16 protein-coding genes and 1 tRNA gene are annotated in these 17,544 nt (G+C 66.7%); 9 read left to right on the forward strand and 8 right to left on the reverse strand.

Annotation, left to right across the window (positions count from 1 at the left end; translation table 11 throughout):
• The first annotated feature begins 2 nt into the window (after positions 1-2).
• The 5 genes from FQU96_RS08600 to FQU96_RS08620 are packed head-to-tail and all read left to right on the forward strand — an operon-like array spanning position 3 to position 4,575.
• A complete protein-coding gene (locus FQU96_RS08600) occupies positions 3-761 on the forward strand; it encodes an ABC transporter permease (RefSeq protein WP_146540448.1) in 759 nt (252 codons plus the stop codon).
• A gap of 26 nt (positions 762-787) precedes the next feature.
• Entirely contained in the window at positions 788-1,102 is a 315-nt protein-coding gene (locus FQU96_RS08605; RefSeq protein WP_146540449.1) for a DUF4387 domain-containing protein, read from the forward strand.
• 5 nt (positions 1,103-1,107) lie between these two features.
• Positions 1,108-2,457: an acyclic terpene utilization AtuA family protein gene (locus FQU96_RS08610; protein WP_146540450.1), complete on the forward strand. Its 1,350-nt coding sequence runs from the start codon at positions 1,108-1,110 to the stop codon at positions 2,455-2,457.
• 11 nt (positions 2,458-2,468) lie between these two features.
• Complete coding sequence (locus FQU96_RS08615) at positions 2,469-3,191, forward strand: cysteine hydrolase family protein (RefSeq protein ID WP_178130392.1); 723 nt, start codon at positions 2,469-2,471, stop codon at positions 3,189-3,191.
• A 16-nt stretch (positions 3,192-3,207) separates the two neighbouring features.
• Positions 3,208-4,575, forward strand: a complete 1,368-nt coding sequence (locus FQU96_RS08620; RefSeq protein WP_146540452.1) for an MmgE/PrpD family protein — start codon at positions 3,208-3,210, stop codon at positions 4,573-4,575.
• A gap of 12 nt (positions 4,576-4,587) precedes the next feature.
• On the opposite strand, the gene FQU96_RS08625 is transcribed toward FQU96_RS08620, so the two are convergent.
• Both FQU96_RS08625 and FQU96_RS43030 read right to left on the reverse strand, forming a co-directional pair.
• Positions 4,588-4,983, reverse strand: a complete 396-nt coding sequence (locus FQU96_RS08625; protein ID WP_146540453.1) for a hypothetical protein — start codon at positions 4,981-4,983, stop codon at positions 4,588-4,590.
• A gap of 205 nt (positions 4,984-5,188) precedes the next feature.
• Positions 5,189-9,106 (reverse strand): autotransporter domain-containing protein, encoded by a 3,918-nt coding sequence (locus FQU96_RS43030; RefSeq protein WP_146540454.1) that lies wholly within the window; start codon positions 9,104-9,106, stop codon positions 5,189-5,191.
• A gap of 263 nt (positions 9,107-9,369) precedes the next feature.
• Here FQU96_RS43030 and FQU96_RS08635 point away from each other — a divergent pair, with 263 nt between their 5' ends.
• Together FQU96_RS08635 and FQU96_RS42135 are read left to right on the forward strand one after the other, a co-directional pair.
• The gene (locus FQU96_RS08635; protein ID WP_146540455.1) at positions 9,370-9,546 is read left to right on the forward strand and encodes a DUF3606 domain-containing protein; all 177 of its coding nucleotides are present in this window, start codon (positions 9,370-9,372) and stop codon (positions 9,544-9,546) included.
• A gap of 42 nt (positions 9,547-9,588) precedes the next feature.
• Complete coding sequence (locus FQU96_RS42135) at positions 9,589-9,747, forward strand: hypothetical protein (RefSeq protein ID WP_178130393.1); 159 nt, start codon at positions 9,589-9,591, stop codon at positions 9,745-9,747.
• A gap of 319 nt (positions 9,748-10,066) precedes the next feature.
• On the opposite strand, the gene FQU96_RS08640 is transcribed toward FQU96_RS42135, so the two are convergent.
• The 5 genes from FQU96_RS08640 to coaD form a co-directional block, all read right to left on the reverse strand.
• On the reverse strand, positions 10,067-10,582 hold the full coding sequence (locus FQU96_RS08640) for a PRC-barrel domain-containing protein (RefSeq protein ID WP_370461353.1): 516 nt from the start codon (positions 10,580-10,582) through the stop codon (positions 10,067-10,069).
• 53 nt (positions 10,583-10,635) lie between these two features.
• A complete protein-coding gene (locus FQU96_RS08645) occupies positions 10,636-10,833 on the reverse strand; it encodes a hypothetical protein (protein ID WP_146540456.1) in 198 nt (65 codons plus the stop codon).
• 154 nt (positions 10,834-10,987) lie between these two features.
• Entirely contained in the window at positions 10,988-11,275 is a 288-nt protein-coding gene (locus tag FQU96_RS08650) for a hypothetical protein (RefSeq protein WP_146540457.1), read from the reverse strand.
• A 188-nt stretch (positions 11,276-11,463) separates the two neighbouring features.
• A tRNA-Lys gene (locus FQU96_RS08655) sits at positions 11,464-11,538 on the reverse strand.
• 96 nt (positions 11,539-11,634) lie between these two features.
• The gene (gene coaD, locus FQU96_RS08660) at positions 11,635-12,150 is read right to left on the reverse strand and encodes a pantetheine-phosphate adenylyltransferase (protein ID WP_146540458.1); all 516 of its coding nucleotides are present in this window, start codon (positions 12,148-12,150) and stop codon (positions 11,635-11,637) included.
• A gap of 230 nt (positions 12,151-12,380) precedes the next feature.
• Between coaD and FQU96_RS08665 the strand changes: the two genes are divergently transcribed.
• Positions 12,381-13,658 (forward strand): aspartate aminotransferase family protein, encoded by a 1,278-nt coding sequence (locus tag FQU96_RS08665; RefSeq protein WP_146540459.1) that lies wholly within the window; start codon positions 12,381-12,383, stop codon positions 13,656-13,658.
• Positions 13,651-14,652 (forward strand): phosphotransferase enzyme family protein, encoded by a 1,002-nt coding sequence (locus tag FQU96_RS08670; protein WP_146540460.1) that lies wholly within the window; start codon positions 13,651-13,653, stop codon positions 14,650-14,652. The genes FQU96_RS08665 and FQU96_RS08670 overlap by 8 nt, the downstream gene beginning before the upstream one ends.
• Positions 14,653-14,689: 37 nt before the next feature.
• On the opposite strand, the gene gyrA is transcribed toward FQU96_RS08670, so the two are convergent.
• Entirely contained in the window at positions 14,690-17,470 is a 2,781-nt protein-coding gene (gene gyrA, locus FQU96_RS08675) for a DNA gyrase subunit A (protein WP_255467904.1), read from the reverse strand.
• Between the last annotated feature and the right edge of the window lie 74 nt (positions 17,471-17,544).

Here is a 17,544-nt window from a genome sequence, read left to right on the forward strand (position 1 = left end):
CCATGAACACACGATACCGCACATGGGTGCGCGGCACGCTCAGCGTCATCGCCACCCTCATTCTCTGGGAGGCGATCGCCCGCCTGTTCTTCGTGTCGGCGGTGCTGCCGGCCCCCAGTGCGATCATCCGCGAGATGGTCGCCTATGCCGCCACCGGCCGGCTGGGTTTCGACGTGCTGATGAGCGTCCAGCGGGTTGCCGTCGGCTTCTTTGCCGGCAGCGCTCTGGGCGCCGTGCTGGGGCTGCTGCTGGGATCCCAGACGTCGGCCCGCTGGCTGCTGGATCCGCCGCTGCAGTTCTTCCGCTTCATCCCGCCGATCGCCTGGCTCACGCCGGTGTTGATCTGGTTCGGCATCGGCGAAAACGGAAAGTACGTGCTCATCACCTACACGACGACGTTCATGGTGATGATCAACACCTACGCCGGCGTGGTCGCGGTCCAGCGCAACCGCCTGCGCGCCGCGCGCTGCCTGGGCGCCGGCCCGCTACAGGTCTTCCTGTACGTCATCGTGCCATCGACCATGCCCTTCATCCTGACCGGCATGCAGATCGGCATGGCCAACTCGCTGCAGACGGTCATCGTGGCCGAGATGCTGGCCGCCAACGAAGGCCTCGGCCACCTCATCATCAGCAGCCGCGTGTCGCTCGCCACCGAACTCGCTTACGTCGGCATCTTCCTGCTGGGTGTGCTCGGACTCCTGTCCGATACCGCGTTCCGAAAGTTCGTCGCGCAGTTCGCCTGGCGCTACCGCTTCAACTGACGGATATGCGGAACGACGGACCAACCATGACGACGATCGGCGACATCGCAACCTTCGTGACCAGCAAGAATGCCGGACCATTCCTGATTGCGATCGACATCGTCTTCCCGGATCGGCAGAGCTACCGGCGCTTCATCGACACCGCGGCTCTCGATCGGCAAACGGTGGCCCGCCTGTACGGCATACCGCTCGACGACGTCATCGCCATCATCCCCTTCGATCCGGCGCATGCCGTCAAGGTGACCCTGCGCCGCCCCATCGCATCGGGAACGCCGGGCGATACCGACGTCTATGGTGCCCAGCAGCATGTGCCGATCATGCAGCACCGGATCGCATGGTGAGGCCGATGCGCGAGAGTCTGACAGTGTTCGCGCCGCAGGGCATGCTGGGGTACGGCATTCCCGAACGTTCGATGCGACTGGGCATGGCACGCCAGCCCGACGTCATCGCCGTCGATGCCGGCTCGATCGATCCCGGACCGCACTACCTGGGGGCCGGCACCTCGTTCACCAACCGCCGGTCCGTGCGTCACGATCTGGGGATGATCCTCGACGCAGCCCACGCGCACGGCGTGCCCGTGCTGATCGGCTCCGCCGGCGGCGCCGGCGGCGACGTGCATCTCGAGTGGCTCATCGACATCTACCGCGACCTCTGCCGGGAGCGCGGTTATGCATTTCGGACAGCGCGCATCAGTGCCGAGATCGACCGGTCCTGGCTCAAGCAGCGACTCGACCACGGCAAGGTCACTCCGCTCGACTGCGAGCGCGCGCTGACCGGTGCCGACATCGATGCCGCGACACGGATCGTGGGACAGATGGGCTTCGAGCCCTTCATGGCAGCCATCGACGCCGGCGCCCAGGTCGTGATCGCCGGCCGCGCCTTCGATGCCGCCATGATGGGGGCGCATGCCCTGATGCAGGGTTTCGATCGCGGCCTGGTCGTCCACATGGGCAAGCTGCTCGAATGCGGCGGTGCTGCGGCCTACCCGCGGCACGGCTCCGACGGCCTTCTCGGCATCATCGAACGCGACAGCTTCACGGTCGAGCCGCCCAATCCGGACAAGGTCTGCACCATTCAGTCGGTGGCGGCGCACTCCCTGTACGAACGGGCCGATCCCTATCACATGCACTTCCCCGGCGGCGCCATCGACCTTAATGAAGCTCGCTTCGAGCAGGTCAATCCGCGTGCCGTGCGCATCTCCGGCACGCGCTATGTCGCCGCCGACCGCTACACCATCAAGCTCGAAGGTGCCGCCCAGGTCGGCTTCCGCACGATCGCCATCGCCGGCGTGCGCGATCCGATCCTGATCGCGCAGCTGGATGCCTACATCGCCAACATCCGCAGCCGTGTTGCCGAGCGATATCCGGACGGATATCAGCTGCAGGTGCATGTCTACGGCCGTGACGGCGTCATGGGCGCGCTGGAGCCGCACAAAGCGACGCAATCGCACGAGCTCGGCCTGGTGTTTGACGTGATCGCCGCCGATCCGGAGACATCGGCCGCGGTGCTGGCACTGACCCGCTCGGTGGCGCTGCACGTGAGCTATCCCGGCCGCAAGGGAATCGCGGGCAACCTCGCGTTTCCCTTCTCGCCCTCCGATATCCAGACCGGCCCGGTCTATGCGTTCAACATCCATCACCTCGTGGCAGTCGATGACCCCTGCGAGGCCTTCCGGATGGATATCTTCGACAACTGATGGAGCGTGTCATGGCAACGGCGCACACGCCAGGCGCACCGGCAACCCGCGATTATGCCGCGCAATTCAATCCACCCTTCGGGCTCGATGCCGGCAGGACCGCGCTGGTAATCATCGATATGCAGTATGCCAGCGGCTCGCGCCATCACGGGCTGGGCGCACTCCTGCAGGCGCGTGGCGAGGCATCGCTGGGTACCTACCGGTTCGACCGAATCGAGACCGTGGTCGTTCCGACCATCGCGCGGCTGCTGGCCCGGTTCCGCGCCCACGGCCTGCCCGTGGTCTTCCTGACAGTCGGCTCGCAGCTTCCCGATTTCTCCGACCTGCTGCCGTCCATGCGGGCGTTCGCGCAGGCCATCGGCAACACCGCCGGCACGCTCGAGCACCGTATCCTCGAGGAGCTGTCGCCGCGGCGCGGCGAGCCGGTGCTGAACAAGACAACGATGAGCGCCTTTCATTCCTCGGGCTTCGAGCGCACCGTCCAGGCCCTGGGCGCCACGCAGCTGTGCTTCACGGGCATCTCGACCAACTCTTGCGTGGAAGGCACGGCGCGCGACGCCGCCGATCGCGGCTTCCAGTGCGTCATTGTCGAAGACGGATGCGGTGCGGCCGCGCAGACGCTGCATGACGCGACCTGCGTGAACTTCGCTCGCCTGCTGGGGCGGGTCGCCAACGCCGACACCGTGCTGAGCGAACTCGGCCTGGCCGACGACCGCCGCGCTGCCGTCGGTTGAACGCGCGCTGCCGCCGATGACGCTTCCCCTGCACCTCAGGCGCCTCAGCGAGTTCCTGGCGCAGACGCGCCTGGCCGACCTGCCGGCGGACATCGTCACGCAGGCCGTCACGGTCGTTGCCGATTGCCTTGCCGTGATCGCGGCGGGCGCACAGGAACCGGAGATGCGCAATCTGCGCGCGCTCGAGGGCCGGCGCAGCGGCCAACGGACCAGCACGGTCATCGGCACGCGCGGGCTGGTGGATCCGCGCGGTGCCAGCCTGTTGAACGGCACGGCAGGCACCTTCCTGGAGCTCGACGAGGGCAACCGGTTCTGCCGCGGGCATCCCGCCATTCACGTCGTGCCGGCAGCGTTCGCCGTGGCGGAAGCCGAGCGCAGGTCCGGTGCCGACTTCCTGCTGGCGGTGATCCTGGGCTACGAGGTCGCCGCCCGCATCGGCGCGGCCTGCCGGATGCGTGACGACATGCATCCGCACGGAACCTGGGGCACCGTGGGCGCGGCTGTCGGCATCGGCACGCTGCGCGGCAGCAGCCCGCAGCGCCTTGCGCGCCTGATCAGCCTCAGCGCCGGCCTGAACCTGGCCACCAGCGTGCGGGCGATGCAGGAAGGCGGCACGGTCCGCAACACCTACGCCGGCGTGGCCGGCGTCATGGCCTTGCTGGCCGACGACCTCGAGCGGGCCGGCTTCAGCGGCGAGCGCGATGCCCTGGCAACGACCTACGGCCGCATCGTGGCCGACGACTTCGATGCCGATCGCCTGCTGGACCAGCTCGGTTCCCGCTATGAAATCGGGCGCAACTATTTCAAGCAGCACGCATGCTGCCGTTACAATCACGCCGCGCTGGATGCACTGGCGCTGCTGCGTGCCGAGAATCCCGATGCGCGGATCGAGGCCGGCAACATCACGCAGATCGTCGTCGAGACCTACGCTGCCGCCGCCAGCATGAACGACCGTGAGCCGCAAAACCCGCTGGCCGCCAAGTACTCCCTGCCCTTCGCCATGGCGACCGCCATCGTCACGGGCGCCACCGGCGTGAAGAGTTTCGACGCGGCTGCCGTGGCGCACCAGCCCACACGCACGTTGGCGCATCGCGTTCATGTGGCGGAGGATCCGGGGTTGTCGGCGATGCTGCCCAACGCGCGCCCTGCCCGCCTGCGGATCGTCCTGAAGGACGGCGGCACGCTGCAGACCGAGGTCACGACCAACCTGGGCGACGCCGACTCGCCCTACACGACGGCCGAACTCACGGCCAAGTTCGACGATCTCGGTCGTGCCGTCTGGGGCGACAGGACATCCGTGCTGCGCGCCGCCGTCGCCGACCTGCCGCATCTGCCCGACTGCGCGCAGCTGGGCGCCGTGCTGCGCGAGCACATCCTCGCCTGAAGCCTTGATTTATCAGTCCCGTGAGGCCGTTGGCGGGTCTGGCGGCAAACCGAGCCATGCCCTGGCTTCTTCCATGCTGTCAAATATCTGGCAAGGTCGCTGGGTGCCCATCCGCTGCATGAAGTAGGCGCCCATTTCCCGCTCGGCATCCGACGCTGCGATGAGCGCAATCCGACCGTCCGATACGTCGTCGCGCACCCTGTCCTTCGCCTGCTGGCTGAGGGCAGCGATCTCTTTCAGACCCAGTTCAACGCCGGCGGCCTGAAAGCTGAAGATGGTCTGGTAACCGACACAGCCTTCCGCAGCCACCTCCCTCAGGTAGCCGTTGAAGTCGTCGATCCCGACTGGGCCCGTCGCCGTTGCGGTCACAAGACGGGTGCTGCGGTCAAAGGTCCACCTGATGGGCATCCGGGCCTCCACGCACTCGAAGACCGATCACGATCGCGCGTCCCAAGCAATATCAATAGAGGTTGTCTTAGCGCTTGATGCCTTCATGGCCAAGCGTCGATCAGCGCCCTACGCTGATCGACGCCAAGATGGCATGTGTTCGATCCGGGCGTCATACCGGCATGTGCACCGGCATAACGACAACATGGTTTTCAGCTGACTGTCATCAGAAGCGATAGGCGAGATTGCCCTTGATGCTGTGGTCCTGGGCATCGCCGGAGAGGACGCCGGCATAGGCGGCGCCGACGGTGAGCGATTTGCCGATCTTGAGATCGAAGCCGGCCTCGACCACCACGGCGTCACGCGCGATGGGTACGCCCTCGACACCAAACGATGTGCCGCCGACGAAGGCCAACCGCGCCGCCGGCGTCACATCGCCGAAGGCATGGCGCCAGCCCAGCTTGCCGCGCAGGGTCAAGCTCTTGCTCTCGTCGTTCCACACCTGCGCCGCCGCCCGCACGCCGAGCGTGGTGAACAGGTTGCTGTCGCTGCCGCCACGGCCGCGCAGCGCGGCAGCACCACCGCTCTCACTGACGCGGTTGCTGTCGAGATGGACCCAGGCCAGGCTGCCGAACGGCTCGATGGCGGCGCTGCCCAGCGCCAGGGTGTAGCCCACGTCGCCGAAGAGCTGCGTGGTGCGCGCGTTGTAGTCCGCCTTGGTCGAATCGGTGAAACCGCCGAAGGCGATGCCGCGCGTGGTGTCGATGCTGTGCCAGGTATGGGCGGCACCGACGCGCACGCCGACGGCACCGAACCGCGCGCCGCCGTAAAGGGCAAGGTGATAGCTGTCGATCGCGGCACGCGAGTTGCGGCCATCGACGTCGAGCGTGGTGCGGCTGTAGCCGGTGGCGAGACCGACGGTCCAGGTGCCGTCGATGGTGGTGTCGGCGCCGACGAAGAGGCCGCCGGTGCTGCGGTCGGCGCGGGCGGCATTGCCGTCGCCGCCGATATGGCCCCAGGCACCGAACGCCTGCATCCAGGCGGTGATCGCGGTGCCGTCCTGCGGCCGCTGGGCCTGGTCGTTCATCTGCGCCAGTGCCGCGAACTGCGGTGCGGCACCACCCGCTGTACCGGCCTGGGCTGTGCGGCCGACGACGGCATCGCGCAGGTAGCGGCTTTCGTCGATCAGCACGCTGCGGGTCGAGGCATGGATCTCGCCGGACAGCGCATTGAAGGCCTGCCGCGCAGCAGCCGCATCGGGCAGACTGGCGATGGCGTCATACACCGCATTGCCGGCGCCCAGGCTCTCGGCCCCGCGGCCGGTGGCGCACTGGTTGCGGCTGGCGGCGACGTCGCAGAAGGCGACGGAGTTGCGGGTGACGTCGAGATAGACGTTACCGGGATCGTAGGTCAGCGCCAGGTTGAGGAACGGCAGGTTCTGCGTGAGGCCAGAGAACGTGCCGCTGACGCCGGCATCGGCGGTGAGGATGGTGTAGCGGCTGCCGATGGCGTAGGTGCCCCCGGCCTTGACGACGGAGACGGTGCCGCCGGTGAGGGCCGCGGTACCGGTGGCGTGCAGCAGGTCGCCGGTGCCGGAAGGTTCGATCTCGACCTCGTAGGTCGCGCCGGGCGCGAAGCTGACGTTGCCCGCCACATTCAGCGTGCCGATGGAGTTGCCGGGCGCCACGGTACTGCCGCTGTTGGCGACGATGCCGCCCACGGTACCGGTGCCGGCGAGCGCACCACCGGTGACGCTGACGACGGAGGCGATGCTGCCGTTCACGGCCAGCCGCCCGGCCTCGACGGTGGTGCCGCCGGTGTAGGTGCTGGTGCCGGTCAGCACGGTGGTGCCGCTGCCGATCTGGCGCACGCCGCCGCTGCCGGAGATCGCGCCCGCGAACGTCACGGCGTCGGACCGGTTGAAGGCCAGGGTGCCGTTGTTGGCGATGGCGCCCGCGATCGCGCCTGATGTGCCGCCATTGCCCAGCTGCAGGGTGCCGGCATTGATGGTGGTGCCGCCGCCATAGGTGTTGGCGGCCGTGAGCACCGTGGTGCCGGCGCCGTTCTGCTGCAGCGCGCCGCTGCCGGTGATGGTGCCGGCCAGCACCAGCGTGTCGCTGCGGTTGAGGGCCAGCGTCGCGTTGTTGACGACATCGCCCGCGATCGCACCCGACGTGCCGCCGTTGCCCAGCTGCAGGATGCCCGCGCTGATCGTGGTGGCGCCGGCGTAGGTGTTGTTGCCGGTCAAGGTCAGCGTGCCGGTGCCGGTCTTGGTGAGGCCGCCGGTGCCGGCGATGACGCCGCTCAGGGCGAGGTCGGCATCGGTCTGCAGGGTGCCGCCGGCGCTATCAAGCGTGGCGGTGCGCGCGGTGGCGAACGCGGCCGTGTTCTGCAGGGTGCCGCCGTTGAAGGCGAGCCCGCCGCCGGCCGCACCGAGGTTGGCGTCGGCGGCGACGGCGAGCGTGCCGGCGTTGAACACGGTACCGCCGGCATAGGTGTTGGCGCCGGTGAGCGTCGTGGTGCCCGCGCCGTTGTGCTCGACAGCGCCGCTGCCGCTGATGATGCCGGCGAACGTCACGACGTCTGAACGGTTGAACGCGAAAATGCCGTTGTTGATGACGTCGCCCGCGATCGAACCCGTCGTGCCGCCGTCGCCGAGCTGCAGGCGGCCGGCGCTGATCGTCGTACCGCCGGTGTAGGTGTTGGCGGCGGTGAGCACCGTGGTGCCGGTGCCGATCTGGCTCACCGAACCGCCGCCGCTGATGATGCCGGCATGGACCAGCGTATCGCTGCGGTTGAAGGCGAGCGTGCCGTCGTTGGCGGCGTCGCCGATGATCGAGCCCGTGGTGCCGCCGTTGCCGATCTGCAGGGTACCGGCCTGGATCTGCCAGGGCGTGGCGACGGTACCGTTGCCGGTCAGGATCCAGGTGCCGGTGCCGGTCTTCTCGAAGCGGTCGAAGTTCTGGTACTGGGTGCCGACCGCCGAGACGTCGAACGTGTCGGTGCCCGTGCCGCCCAGCCGCAATGTGTCGTTGGTGCCGGCGGCGCTCACGATCACGTTGCCGATGATGATCGAGCCGGGCTGCAGCTCCAGGGTGCTTGTGTTTGCGGTCGTCGTGATGGCGTTGGCGCCGCCGCTGCCGGCGCGGATGGTGCCGCTGTTGGTCACCGCGAAATTGATAACGGTTCCCGTGGTGATGATCCCGACACCACCGGCGGCGCCACCCGCGATCGTGCCGCTGTTGGTCACCGTAAGATTAATAACGGACGCGGCGGTGCTGATCCCGCCGGCACCGATGCCGCCCTCGATCGTGCCGCTGTTGACAATCGGGCCGGTGTTGACGCGCACCAGCACAGCCGTGCTTCCAGTGGTCGGGCCGTTGCCGCCCCGGATGGTGCCGGTGTTCGTCAGGGAGGTGGGGTTTCCCCCCTGCGAGCCGATCTCGACGCCGTTGCCGCCAGTGCCACCGGCAGCCGTGCTGCTGCCGCCTTGAATGGTGCCGTGGTTGATGATCGTCGCGCCGTTGCTCGCCCGAATGCCCGACCCGCCGCCGCCTGTGCTGGCGTTGCCGCCCGTGATCGTGCCCTCGTTGATCAAGGTCGCATTGTTGAGCAACTGTGCACCGAGGCCGCCCGGGGCGGTGCCGGCGCCACCGCCAGCGCCGCCCGTCACGGATACGTTGTTGGTCACCACCGACCCGGTGTTCACGTGCAGCCCGGTCTGGCCGACCGCCGTGCCGGCGGGACCGCCCGTGCCGCCCACGATGGCGCCTGTGCCCGCCAAGGTCAGCGTCCCATTGTTGGCCACGGAGATCGCGCCGACGGCGCTGGTGGTCGCCGCATTGTATATGCCCAACAGCGTGAAGCCCTGCATGTTGATCGTGATGGGCTTGGTGATTGTGGGCAGCACCGAATTCGCCACTGCGAAACTGCCCGTCAGCGTAATCGTCGAGGTGGGATCGGGGCTGGCGTTCGCCGCGGCGATGGCGTCGCGCAGCTGCTGGTCGGTGCCGGCGGGGAAGTCCGCCGCCGACGCCGGGAACCAGCATCCGATAGCAAGGGCAGTGACGGAAATGCCGGCAAGAAGCCGCCCTCTGCCGATAGTCCATTCGCCCGAATGACAATTTACTACGCGCGCAACCATGACACTCATCCTCAAAGCGAACAATCGCGGCGAACGTATTGAGGAAGTTGTGACTCGACCAGCGGGTCACGCAAATACACCGGTCCATATCGGAGCGATCCAGAATTGAAGTTCCCACGAGAGGCGCTCGGGCACCCCGGAACTCTGACGATCGAGCCGCGATCACACCGAGTCACACACTGGCTTCAGCGCCCTGTTTGCTGCAACCGGAACGGAGATGACGATCTGCGCGTTGCCGTACCGCCATACCAAGGAGGACATCGATGGCCGATGACCCGAACAAGACCGGCAGAGCCGACCGCGACCGCATCAACATCAACCAGGATTACGAGGTCCAGGATTGGTCAAAGTCCTTGGGCGTCACGCCCGATCAGCTCAGGAAGGCTGTTCAAGCCGTCGGTCCGATGGTCGCGGACGTGAAGCGCCATCTTGGAAAGTAAGACCACAACCGCGCTGTCCGTGAACCCGCCGGCACAGCCGTGATGCTGTTCCTCATTGGTGGTCTCAGCGGCGCCTGCATCGGCGGTCTGCTCTTCCTTGCCGAGCAGGGAGCAAGCGGGAAGGAAAAGGTGATCACGATGCTGGGCGCGCTGATCGGCGGCGTTCTGGCCGGTGGCGTGGCCATGGCGCTTCTGCCCTAGGATCACGGAACGGTGCCAGATACCGGACGCGGAACTGGTCCTCGGCGCGGCTTGTACCGGGCATACCTGCTCTGGGAGGGCTCGCATGCACCCTCCAACCTCCCTTGTGGGCGGCACCATCATCCATTGGGGCCCAGAGCGTCGGCGACGCGATGATGTCCCAGGCCGTCGACGGCGGCGCGTTGATATCGATGGACCTGCGCACGATGAGAGGGCTGACGGGTATGTCATCTGCCTTTCGTGGTTGAGCACCGATCCTTGTCGCGCAGCGGCCACGCCGGACGGCCACTCCTGTCCGGAGTGGACGCCGGCCCCGGCGTCACCAATAGGGCGCGACGCCGTAATAATCGTGGATCGTCTTCTCGAAGCCGCGGTTGCCCCAGGCCGGCGTCTCTTTGGCGGCGTAGGTCGGTGCCTTCTCAAGTTGATCCTTCGTCAGACCGACCACGTAGCCGCCCTGGCGGGTGTCATACTTCAATGTCGACCATGGCAGCGGGTGATAGCGCTCGCCGATGCCCAGAAAACCGCCGAACGACATGATGGCGTAGGCAATCTTCCCCGTCCTCTTGTCGATCATGACGTCGTGGATATCGCCGAGCGAATCGCCTCCCGTGTTGTAGACGTTCGTACCCTGCACCTTGCCCGCCGAAATGAGCGAGACGGTTTCGTCGATATTGTCCATGGTCATGTCCTCGACGTTCCATGGGGCGCGGCAGATTGCAGGCGCCCGCGTGAGCTTCTTCTGAACGTCGCGGGCGCATTGCGGTTGCGCGCATTCACGTAGCGCCATGTCGCGATCACGCGTGTGATCGACGTACTGACGATCGCTGCACACGGCGCCGACTCCGAAGAGCGACGCCAAGATCGGCTATCGCTGATGTTCGCTTTTCATAACGGAGCCCACGAGAGGGCGCTCAAGCCGGCAGCAATGGCGACAATGCCCCCACCGAGAGACACTGTTCCGTCCGAGCGGGATTTTCGATCCGGGTTTTTCACGATCAGGGCTGAGCCCCAGGCCAAGGCCGGCAACCCCGCGATAATGGCGCCGATCGCGGCCACATAAATTCCGAACGTCACCACGTCCATCGTTGTCATTCCTTCATGACACACCGCCCCGCAGCGGCCTGAGATGCGACTGAGACAATCGGAAGGATTTCCCCAACGTGGCCCGGCGAGCACTGCGGTGTCAGAAGTCGACGTTCTCAATGCATCAAGGTTCCCCTGCGCGCACCCAAGCGACTCAGTCACGCGCTGGATGCGGCAACCGCGGGCGGCGGCGCAACGGGACATGCCGGCAAACACGTATGCCCTCGTCCGTTATCGACACGCTCAAGATCTCGCGGCCACCGGCGGAGCGGATCCAGCCTGCATCGGCGGCCTCGCGGACGGCGGCCTGCACCGCAGGATCGATTTTCCGGTCAAGAGCGCGCTCGAGTTCGTGCACCCTCACCCATCGCTGGGTGTCCCCCGCCGTCACGCGATGAAGGGCGTCGCGAACGCGCACCGCGAGAGGGATCTGGTTGGCCATACTGAACGAACGCCGGCCGCCGCCGTCGGCTCCCGGTCTGCGGCGCGTGCAGCGCGCGACCAATCTGATGGCCGTCGACGGAACGAGAACGGAACGGGAAAAGTGTCTAGAGCCTCTGACGGATGTCTAGACGCGGCCGGCGCCATCCAGCCGATGCGGTGTAACCAATTGAATTGAAGGGCAAAAATTGGTGAGCCCGATGGGGATCGAACCCATGACCCTCTGATTAAAAGTCAGATGCTCTACCGCTGAGCTACGGGCTCGCCAGCAGGGTGCCGACCTGCAGCACCCCCTTGCGCGGCTGGGGTATAGAGGGACGCCGACGCCGGGTCAATGTTGGAGCGTCGGGCTGTGAGTCGTCAGTTGACGCCTTCGACACCCAGGAACTTGGCTTTCAAGCGCTGGTAGACCTTGGGCGACACGAACTTGGAAATGTCGCCGCCCAGGCGGGCGATATCCTTGACCAGGCTCGAGGCGATGAACTGGTGCCGGTCCGACGCCATCAGGAAGATGGTCTCGACATTGGGTTCCATGCGCGCGTTCATGTTGGCCATCTGGATTTCGTACTCGAAGTCCGAGACCGCGCGCAGGCCGCGGATGATGATCGTGGCGTTCTGCGAGCGGGCGAAATGCACCAGCAGCGTGTTGAACGGCACCACGCTCATGCGGGCTGCCACATCGGCCGGCTGTTCGGCGATGATCTCCTGCAGCATCTCGACGCGTTCATCGAGACTGAACAGCGGGCCCTTGCCCACATTCATGGCCGGCGCCAGCACCAGCTTGTCCACCAGCCGCATGGACCGCCGTATGACCTCCTCATGGCCGCTGGTGATGGGATCGAAGGTGCCGGGATAAACGCCGATACGCTCTGCCATGTGTTTCCCCCACGCCGCGTGAACGCCTGTTCATGATGCGTTGCGTCATGGAAATCTAGCCGTATTGACGCATGCCTGTCATCCGTCTTGCGGCGGCGCAGCAAGGACTCATACAGCCCACGCTCACAGGCAATGCAGCAATCAGCACGCCATACCTTGCCCCGTCGATGAGGCCCGCCCAAGATGGTGTATCAAACCGCGGGCGCGCCGAAACGCAGGAAAGGCCATTGATGACGACCACCACGCTTCTGGCACGCCGCGAGCGGGCGCTGGGTGCCGGCGCGCCGCTGTTCTACACCGCACCACTGCACATCGTGCGCGGCGAGGGTGTGTATCTCTTCGACGCCGACGGTCGACGTTACCTCGACATGTACAACAACGTGCCGTGCGTCGGTCACGCGCACCCGCATGTCGTCGACGCCATGGTGCGCCAGCAGGGCACCTTGAACGTCCACAGCCGCTACCTGCATGAAGGCATCGTCGCGTTCGCCGAGCGCCTCGCCAAGCTGCATCCCACGGGGATGGAGAGCGTGATCTTCACCTGCTCGGGCACCGAGGCCAACGAGGTCGCGCTGCGCATGGCGCGCATGGCCACCGGCCGGCGCGGCATCATCTGCACCAACGCCACCTATCACGGCAACAGCGAGGCCGTCGCCAAACTGACCCGCCTGGGGGCGGAGCAGCCCGCCGGCGACGACGTGCGTGCCATCCCCTTTCCCGAAATGTTGCGGCCGATCGTGCCGGGCGCCAGCGAAGCCGACATCTGCGATGCCTACCTGGACCGCCTGCGCGCCACGATCCAGGGCTTCGAAAAAAGCGGCGCCGGCTTTGCCGGGCTGATCGTGTGCTCGATCCTTGCCAACGAGGGACTGCCCGACATCCCGCGCGGGTTCATGAAGCGGGCGACGGAGATGGTACGCGCTGCCGGCGGCCTGGTGATCTCCGACGAGGTCCAGGCCGGATACTGCCGCACCGGTCGCTGGTGGGGCTACGAAGTCACCGGCTTCACGCCCGACATCGTCGTCACGGGCAAACCCATGGGCAACGGCCTGCCGCTGGCGGCGACCGCCGCGAGCAAGGCGCTGATCGACACGTTCCGCGCCCAGACGCGCTACTTCAACACGTTTGCATCGAGCCCGCTGCAGGCGGCGGTCGGCATGGCCGTGCTGGATGTGATCGAGCGCGAGGGTTTGCGCGAGAATGTCGGCACGGTCGGGGCCGCGTTGAAGGCGGCCCTGGCGCAACGCAAGGGACGCTGCGCCTGGATCGGCGATGTCCGTGGCCATGGACTGTTCATCGGGATCGAGGTCGTGGCGGACGGCGGCGCGCCCGACCGCGACCGCACGATCGACATCGTCAACCGGATCAAGGACAAGGGCTTCCTCACCAGCAATGCCGGTGCCTTCGGCAATGTCGTGAAGATCCGGCCACCGCTGGTGTTCAGCCAGCGTCACGCCGAGGAATTCCTCGACGCGTTCGACACGGTGATCGACGACCTCAATGGATAGGATCGACGCCGAACGGATCTTCGCCGCGGCGGCACGGGAAGCGCTGAAAGCCTTTCCGATTGCCGACGGTGATCTGCAGCTGGTGACGGTGCGCGAGAACGTCACGTTCCGGGTCACCGACCGGCGAGACGGTGCCGTCTATGTCCTGCGTCTGCACCGCCCGGGCTACCACACGCTCGACGAACTGAACTCGGAACGGATCTGGATCCGCGCCCTGGCCGACGCCGGTATTGCCGTGCCCACGCCCGTGGCGACGCGTGATGGCCGCGAATACGTGTCGGTGGCCGTTCCCGGCACCGGCGAACATCGCCATGCCGGGATCGCGCGGTGGACCGAGGGGCGGATCCTGTCCGACGTGCTGCACGAGATCAGCGACCAGCGGGTGCTGGAAGGCTACTTCGAGCAACTCGGCGCCATCACGGCGGCCCTGCACAATCAGTCGAGCGGCTGGCAGGCGCCGCGGCCGTTCACGCGGCACACGCTCGACCGCGACGGTCTGATGGGCGATGCGCCGTTCTGGGGACCGTTCTGGGATCATGCCCTGCTGTCTTCCGGCGAGCGGCGGCTGATGCTCGCCACCCGCGATCGTATCCGCCCGGTCCTCGATCGCTACGGACAGCATCGTCAGACCTACAGCCTGATTCACGCCGACATGCATCCCGGCAACGTCCTGATCGATGGCGATCGCCTGACCGTCATCGACTTCGACGACGCCGCGTTCGGCTGGCATCAGTACGAAATCGCCGTGGCGTTGATCCACCACCAGTCGGTGCCAGCCTTCGCCGCGCTCGAAGCAGCCTTTCTGAAAGGATACCGAGAGGTGCGCGCGATCACCGACGATGCGCTCGCACTGCTGCCCATGTTCCGGTTGATCCGCGGCATGGCGCAGATCGGCTGGTACCACCAGCGGCCGGAACACAACCCGCCGCCGCGCTTCGATGCGATGAAAGACCGGGTGTGCGCGCAGTGCGAGGCGTTCGAAGAGCCGATTTGATCTTCACCTCTCCCGCTTGCGGGAAAGGTGAAGAAGTCTACTTCCCGGTCGCCTCGTCGGCCTCGGCGTCGTCCACGATGTGGGCGACGGACACCACCTTCTCGCCTTCCGATACCGAGACGATGCGCACGCCGCGCGTGTTGCGGCCGGCGATGCGGATGCCTTCGACCGGGCAGCGGATCAGCGTGCCGCCGTCGGTCATGACCATGATCTGATCGCGCGCCGATACCGGGAAGGCGGCCGCCACCGTGGCGCCTGACGATGCCAGGTTCATCAAGTCGACGCCTTTGCCGCCACGACCGGTGAGGCGATATTCGTAGGCCGAGGTACGCTTGCCGAAGCCGGTCGAGGCCACCGTCAAAACGAAGTCCTCGCGTGCCGCCAGTTCGGCGAAACGCTCCGGCGTCAGGGTGATCTGGGCACCATTGCCCTCCTCGGCGGCACCATTGGCGCCGCCGTTGGCATCCTCGGCGGCCGGCGCGTCGGCATCGCCATTGCCGTTCTCCTGCTGGCGCAGCAACCGGGCCTGGCGCAGGTAGGCGTCACGCTCTTCCGTCGTGGCGCGGCCGCTGTCGAGCAGCGTCATCGAGATCACTTCGTCGCCGTCGGCCAGGGCAATGCCGCGCACGCCGGTCGAGTTGCGGCTGGCGAAGACGCGCACCGCCGAGACCGGGAAGCGGATCGCCTTGCCCAGGCGCGTGGCCAGCAGCAGGTCCTGCTCCTCGCTGCAGACCTGGGCCGCGATCAGGCGGTCACCTTCGTCGGCGCCCTCGAACTTCATCGCGATCTTGCCGCCCTGGTTGACGCTGACGAAATCCGACAGCTCGTTGCGCCGGGCACCGCCGCGCGCGGTGGCGAACATCACCTGCAACGTCGACCAGCTGGCTTCGTCCTCCGGCATCGGCATGACCGTCGAGATGGTCTCGCCTGCCTGCAGCGGCAGCAGGTTCACGAACGCCTTGCCGCGGGCCTGCGGCGCGCCCAAGGGCAGACGCCAGACCTTGAGCTTATGCACGATGCCGCGGCTGGTGAAGAACAGCACCGGCGTGTGCGTGTTGGCGACAAATACGGTCGACACGAAATCGTCATCGCGCGTGGCCATGCCGGCGCGGCCCTTGCCGCCGCGGCGCTGGGCGCGATAGGCGGCCACCGGCACGCGCTTGACGTAGCCGCCGTGCGTGACGGTGACCACCATGTCCTCGCGCTGGATCAATTCCTCGATGTCGGTTTCCAGCTCGTCATCGACGATCTCGGTGCGCCGTGGCGTGGCGAAGCGCTCCTTGATCTCGACCAGCTCGCTGCGCATCAGCGCATAGAGCTTCTCACGCGAGGCCAGCAGCTCGAGGAAGCCACGGATCTCGCTGGCGACTTCCTGCAGTTCCTCGGCGATCTTGTCGCGCTCCAGCCCGGTCAGCCGGTGCAGGCGCAGATCAAGGATGGCGCGGGCCTGGGTCTCGGACAGGCGATAGGTACCGTCGGCGGCAACCCTGTGACCGGGTTCGTCGATCAGCTCGATCAGCACCTGGACGTCCTGCGCCGGCCAGTCGCGCGCCATCAAGCGCTCGCGCGCCGTCGTCGGGTCCGGCGAGCGGCGGATGGTCTCGATCACCTCGTCGATGTTGGCAACGGCAATCGCCAAGCCCACCAGGACATGGGCACGATCGCGTGCGGCATTGAGTTCGAAGCGGGTGCGCCGCGTGATCACGTCTTCGCGGAAGCGGATGAACGCCTGCAGCAGCTCCTTCAGCGTCATCACCCGCGGCCGGCCACCATCCAGGGCCAGCGCGTTGACCGGGAAGCTGCTGCGCAGCGGCGTAAAGCGGAACAGCTGCTTCAGCACCACGTCGGCCATGGCGTCGCGGCGCAGTTCGATCACGATACGCACGCCGTCGCGGTCGCTCTCGTCGCGCAGGTCGCCGATGCCCTCGACCCGCTTCTCGCGCACCACCTCGGCGATGCGCTCGACGATCTTGGCCTTGTTCTCCTGGAACGGCACCTCGGTGACGATGATCGCCTCACGGCCACCGCGCAGAGCTTCGAACTTGGTGCGCGCCTGCATGATGATCGAGCCGCGGCCGATCTCGTAGGCCGAGCGGATGCCGTTGCGGCCCACGATCGTGGCGCCGGTGGGGAAATCCGGGCCCGGCACGATCTCCTGCAGCCGCTGGTGTGTCAGGCTGGGATCGTCGATCAGGGCGCAGCAGGCGTCGATCAATTCACCGAGATTGTGCGGCGGGATGTTGGTGGCCATGCCGACGGCGATGCCGCCGACACCGTTGGCCAGCAGATTGGGAAAGCGCGCCGGCAGCACGGTCGGCTCACGGCCCTGGTCGTCATAGTTGGCCTGGAAATCGACGGTGTCCTTGTCGATGTCGTCCAGCATCGTCTCGGCGACGCGCGCCAGACGGGCCTCGGTGTACCGCATAGCCGCCGGCGGATCGCCGTCCATCGAGCCGAAATTGCCTTGGCCGTCGATCAGCGGCAGGCGCACCGAGAAGTTCTGCGCCATGCGCACCATGGCGTCATAGATCGGCTGGTCGCCGTGGGGGTGGTATTTACCCATCACGTCGCCGACGATGCGCGCCGACTTGCGGAACGGCCGCGACGAGTCGTAGCCGCCCTCCTTCATCGCATAGAGGATGCGCCGCTGCACCGGCTTCAGCCCGTCGCGCGCATCGGGCAGCGCGCGCGAGACGATCACGCTCATCGCGTAGTCGAGGTAGCTGCGCCGCATCTCCTCTTCGATGGTCACGGGCGCGATGTCGCCCGGCGGCGGAGGCGGCGGCTGTTGTTCTTCTGGTGCGGTGGCGTCGGTCACGCGGATACTCGTGGCGCAGGATCGATTCCGGGCTTCGCCCCGTGGCGCCGACACGGGACTTTTACAAGCAAAGT

Source organism: Reyranella sp. CPCC 100927 (assembly GCF_007859315.1).
In the GTDB taxonomy this organism is placed as follows: Bacteria; Pseudomonadota; Alphaproteobacteria; order Reyranellales; family Reyranellaceae; genus Vineibacter.

What these genes read in the sequence shown, in the direction of transcription:
- FQU96_RS08600 (WP_146540448.1), top strand. Translation starts at nt 3, where the DNA reads ATGAACACACGATACCGCACATGGGTGCGCGGCACGCTCAGCGTCATC.
- FQU96_RS08605 (WP_146540449.1), top strand. Translation starts at nt 788, where the DNA reads ATGACGACGATCGGCGACATCGCAACCTTCGTGACCAGCAAGAATGCC.
- FQU96_RS08610 (WP_146540450.1), top strand. Translation starts at nt 1,108, where the DNA reads ATGCGCGAGAGTCTGACAGTGTTCGCGCCGCAGGGCATGCTGGGGTAC.
- FQU96_RS08615 (WP_178130392.1), top strand. Translation starts at nt 2,469, where the DNA reads ATGGCAACGGCGCACACGCCAGGCGCACCGGCAACCCGCGATTATGCC.
- FQU96_RS08620 (WP_146540452.1), top strand. Translation starts at nt 3,208, where the DNA reads ATGACGCTTCCCCTGCACCTCAGGCGCCTCAGCGAGTTCCTGGCGCAG.
- FQU96_RS08625 (WP_146540453.1), bottom strand. Translation starts at nt 4,983, where the DNA reads ATGCCCATCAGGTGGACCTTTGACCGCAGCACCCGTCTTGTGACCGCA.
- FQU96_RS43030 (WP_146540454.1), bottom strand. Translation starts at nt 9,106, where the DNA reads ATGGTTGCGCGCGTAGTAAATTGTCATTCGGGCGAATGGACTATCGGC.
- FQU96_RS08635 (WP_146540455.1), top strand. Translation starts at nt 9,370, where the DNA reads ATGGCCGATGACCCGAACAAGACCGGCAGAGCCGACCGCGACCGCATC.
- FQU96_RS42135 (WP_178130393.1), top strand. Translation starts at nt 9,589, where the DNA reads ATGCTGTTCCTCATTGGTGGTCTCAGCGGCGCCTGCATCGGCGGTCTG.
- FQU96_RS08645 (WP_146540456.1), bottom strand. Translation starts at nt 10,833, where the DNA reads ATGGACGTGGTGACGTTCGGAATTTATGTGGCCGCGATCGGCGCCATT.
- FQU96_RS08650 (WP_146540457.1), bottom strand. Translation starts at nt 11,275, where the DNA reads ATGGCCAACCAGATCCCTCTCGCGGTGCGCGTTCGCGACGCCCTTCAT.
- coaD (WP_146540458.1), bottom strand. Translation starts at nt 12,150, where the DNA reads ATGGCAGAGCGTATCGGCGTTTATCCCGGCACCTTCGATCCCATCACC.
- FQU96_RS08665 (WP_146540459.1), top strand. Translation starts at nt 12,381, where the DNA reads ATGACGACCACCACGCTTCTGGCACGCCGCGAGCGGGCGCTGGGTGCC.
- FQU96_RS08670 (WP_146540460.1), top strand. Translation starts at nt 13,651, where the DNA reads ATGGATAGGATCGACGCCGAACGGATCTTCGCCGCGGCGGCACGGGAA.